Annotated in this window: 3 protein-coding genes; all 3 read left to right on the top strand. The window is 70.1% G+C overall.

All coding sequences use genetic code 11. The annotated features are described in order from the left end of the window. The first annotated feature begins 57 nt into the window (after window positions 1-57). Genes WC555_RS15675 through WC555_RS15665 form a run of 3 tightly spaced genes read left to right on the top strand, consistent with a single transcriptional unit; the run spans window position 58 to window position 2,608 of the window. Window positions 58-954 carry a dihydrodipicolinate synthase family protein gene (locus tag WC555_RS15675; protein ID WP_373255072.1) on the top strand — a complete coding sequence of 299 codons (897 nt, stop codon included), beginning with the start codon at window positions 58-60 and terminating at the stop codon, window positions 952-954. Window positions 955-956: 2 nt separating this feature from the next. Continuing rightward, window positions 957-1,958 (top strand): 4-hydroxyproline epimerase, encoded by a 1,002-nt coding sequence (locus WC555_RS15670; protein ID WP_373255071.1) that lies wholly within the window; start codon window positions 957-959, stop codon window positions 1,956-1,958. A gap of 2 nt (window positions 1,959-1,960) precedes the next feature. Continuing rightward, window positions 1,961-2,608 carry a GntR family transcriptional regulator gene (locus WC555_RS15665; protein ID WP_292129680.1) on the top strand — a complete coding sequence of 216 codons (648 nt, stop codon included), beginning with the start codon at window positions 1,961-1,963 and terminating at the stop codon, window positions 2,606-2,608. Window positions 2,609-2,664 lie beyond the last annotated feature (56 nt).

Here is a 2,664-nt window from a genome sequence, read left to right as displayed (position 1 = left end):
GCCTCGACCTCAGGATCGTATACGATAATGGCTTAAGTCACTGGAAGCGAGGACCCGATGTCGATTTCCTGGGAGGGCGTGATCCCCGCCGCCACCACGCAGTTCGCGGCGGATTTCTCGATCGACTACGACTCCACCGCCACGGTGCAGGACGGCCTGATCCGCGACGGCGTCCACGGTCTGATCGTCATGGGCACGGTGGGCGAGAACAACTCGCTCGACGCCGATGAGAAGCGGGCCATGCTGGCCGCCACGGTGAAGACCGTCGCCGGCCGCGTTCCGGTTATCGCCGGCGTGGCCGAGCTGGACACCCGCCGCGCCGCCGCCTTCGCCCGCGACGCCGAGGCCATCGGCGCCGACGGCCTGATGGTCCTCCCGGCCATGGTCTATGTGCCGACCCAGGCCGAGCTGGCGGCCCATTTCCGCACCGTGGCCGAGGCCACGGGCCTGCCGATCATGCTCTACAACAACCCGCCGGCCTATCGGGTCAGCATCGGCTTCGAGGCCCTGCACGCCCTGTCGGACCTGCCCAATGTCGTCGCCCTGAAGGAGAGCGCGCCGGACACCCGCCGCTTCACCGACCTGCTCAACGAGTTCGGCGACCGTTACGTCCTGTTCGCCGGGCTGGACGACGTCGCGCTGGAAGGCCTGATGCTCGGCGCGCAGGGGTGGGTCTCCGGCCTGACCAACGCCTTCCCGAAGGAATCGCTGGCTCTCTGGGACGCGTTCAAGCGCGGCGACATGCAGACCGCCCTGGCCATCTACCGCTGGTTCATGCCCCTGCTTCACCTCGACGCCGACCATGACCTTGTCCAGTCGATCAAGATCGCCGAACAGGTCATGGGACGCGGCCACGAGCGGGTCCGCCCGCCACGGCATCCGCTGGTCGGCGCCCGCCGGGCCGAGGTGATCGCCATGGTCGAGAAGGCCGCCGCTACCCGCCCGGTCCTCTAGCCATGGCGCGGCATGTCTTCCGCTGCATCGACGGCCACACCGCCGGCAATCCCGTGCGGCTGGTGATCGAAGGCGCGCCTGAACTGGCCGGCGACAGTATGAGCGCCCGGCGGCAGGACTTCATGGCCCGCTACGACTGGATCCGCACCGGCCTCTGCTTCGAGCCGCGCGGCCACGACATGATGAGCGGCGGCTTCCTCTATCCGCCGACCTCGCCGGACGCCGATGTCGGCATCCTGTTCATCGAGACCAGCGGCTGCCTGCCCATGTGCGGCCACGGCACCATCGGCATCATCACCTTTGCGCTGGAGCACGGCCTGATCAAACCCAGCACACCGGGCAAGGTCGTCGCAGAGGTTCCCGCAGGCGTCATCGAGCTCGACTATGTGCAGGACGGCGGCCGCGTCCGCTCGGTCCGCATCCGCAATGTGCCGTCGTATCTGGCGCGGCAGGGCATCGAGATCGACGTCCCCGACTTCGGCCCGCTGACGATCGACGTCGCCTATGGCGGAAACTTCTACGCCATCATCGAGCCCCAGGGCGCCTATGCCGGGCTGGACGATCTCGGCGCCGCCCGCATCCTGCAGCTCTCACCGGTGATCCGCAGCCTGCTGCGCGAGGCCTTCACCCCGGTGCATCCGCTCGACCCGACCATCCGCGGCGTCTCCCACCTGCTCTGGGCCGACAGGCCCAGGGGCGAAGGCGCCGACGGCCGCAACGCCGTCTTCTATGGCGACAAGGCCATCGACCGCAGCCCCTGCGGCACCGGCACCTCGGCGCGGCTGGCGCATCTGCACGCCACCGGCCGCCTGCCGGTCGGCCAGTCCTTCGTCCACGAGAGCTATATCGGCAGCCGCTTCATCGGCCGCGTCGAGGCCGAGACGGAGATCGGCGGCCGCCCCGGCATCATTCCGTCAGTCGAGGGCTCGGCCATCGCCACCGGCCTGAACGAGATCTGGATCGACGACGAGGACGTCTTCGCCCACGGCTTCCAGGTCCTCTGACCGTGACCCGCGCACCGCGCCCCCTGCCCGACCAGGTCTTCGCCGAGGCCCGCGAACGGATCCTGTCCGGCCGCCTGCCGGCCGATGCGCCGATCCGTCAGGACGCCCTGGCGCTGGAGCTGGGCGTCAGCAAGATCCCCCTGCGGGAAGCCCTGGCGCGGCTGGAAAGCGAAGGTCTGGTCGTCTCCCACCCCAACCGCGGTTTCATCGTCCGCCCCCTGTCCCGCGCCGACGCCGAGGACGTCTTCGACCTGCGCCTGCGCATCGAGCCGAACGCCTGCGTGCTGGGCGCCCAGCAGGCGGACGCCGCCGCGCATGAGGCGGCCCGGACCGCCTTCGCCGCGCTCGACGCCGCCCTGCGCAACGGCCTGGCCGACATCGGCCGGCGCAACCGCGAATTCCACCTGGCCCTGATCCGGCCATCCGGGCGCGGGGTCACCATCGAGACAGTCGACCGCCTGCTGGCCCTCTCCGAACGCTATGTCCGGGTCCACCTCGGCGAGCACCGCCGGCTCGATCGCGCCAGCCACGAACACGAGACCCTGCTGGCGGCCTGGCTGGAGCGCCGAACCGAGGCCGTCCGCCGCGAGTCCCGGGCGCACATCCGGTCGACCCTCGTCGACCTCCGCGCCCAGTTGCCTGAGGCCTAACTCGCCGGCCAGGCCGGAACGTCGGCGAACGGTTCGTCCAGACTGTGCTGGGGCCG

The sequence above is a fragment of the Brevundimonas sp. genome (genome assembly GCF_041648615.1).
In the GTDB taxonomy this organism is placed as follows: Bacteria; Pseudomonadota; Alphaproteobacteria; order Caulobacterales; family Caulobacteraceae; genus Brevundimonas.
Note: the sequence above shows the minus strand (reverse complement) of the source record. Positions and strands in the feature narration are given on the sequence as shown.

Coding starts and splice junctions, on each gene's coding strand:
- WC555_RS15675 (WP_373255072.1), top strand. CDS start 58: ATGTCGATTTCCTGGGAGGGCGTGATCCCCGCCGCCACCACGCAGTTC.
- WC555_RS15670 (WP_373255071.1), top strand. CDS start 957: ATGGCGCGGCATGTCTTCCGCTGCATCGACGGCCACACCGCCGGCAAT.